Genomic DNA, 818 nt, shown 5'->3' on the forward strand with positions numbered 1-818 from the left:
CGTCGGGTCCCGCTCGTGCAGTCCACGCCGGGCCGGGGCCTAACAATTCGTCCAAGCCGACGCCGCTTCGCGGCGCGACTTAACTCAGGTGTTAGGCCGCTCGGAGAGAGCAATGGCGTCTGATGACTTACTTCGTGCTCTGGATGATGTGGCGTATCTCATTGAGTGCGCTGCGCTGGACTACCGCGGCGAACTCAAGCACGAGCTATCACGGTTATGCGAATCCATCGAAACAGGTGCCGAGGGTTACACAGCTCCCGCGTTGCAGAACGAGCTCCGTGAATTACAGGCGGCGCTCGCCGCTTATCGCGCGGACGAAAAAGACACGGGTGCTAGTAAACTCATACGCATCAGCCGTCGGTGGTGGCAGCTGGCACGGTGTGGGCCCGCGGCCTAACAATTCGTCCAAGCCGACGCCGCTTCGCGGCGCGGCTTAACTCAGGTGTTAGGTGCCACACATGACAGTGCAGCGGCGGCAGACAACCAAGAGCGAGCTCGACGACGTCGTGGACTACTGGCTCAACTGCCCCCGGTGTTCGGGGCATCACGAAGAAGCTTCGCTGATCCAGTTCTTGGAGTTGTTCACGCCACACCAAATCAAGGGCGCCATGTATCTCGCAACGGCTGCGGGCAGGCCCAACTACTTCAAATACCTGTGCGGCATTCTTCAGAACTGGCGGCGAGATCTTGAGGCTGGTGTACAACCCCGTTACTTCGATATCGGTGAGTAGTAGGGTGGCACCTAACAATTCGTCCAAGCCGACGCCGCTTCGCGGCGCGGCTTAACTCAGGTGTTAGGCCCCAGATGATGGTCATCG

Annotated in this window: 1 protein-coding gene; it reads left to right on the forward strand. The window is 59.7% G+C overall.

The features are described from left to right. The first annotated feature begins 458 nt into the window (after positions 1 to 458). Complete coding sequence (locus FW784_RS14110) at positions 459 to 731, forward strand: hypothetical protein (protein ID WP_149353949.1); 273 nt, start codon at positions 459 to 461, stop codon at positions 729 to 731. The last annotated feature ends 87 nt before the right edge of the window (positions 732 to 818 follow it).

This window comes from Cognatilysobacter lacus, from assembly GCF_008274655.1.
Classification (GTDB): domain Bacteria; phylum Pseudomonadota; class Gammaproteobacteria; order Xanthomonadales; family Xanthomonadaceae; genus Cognatilysobacter; species Cognatilysobacter lacus.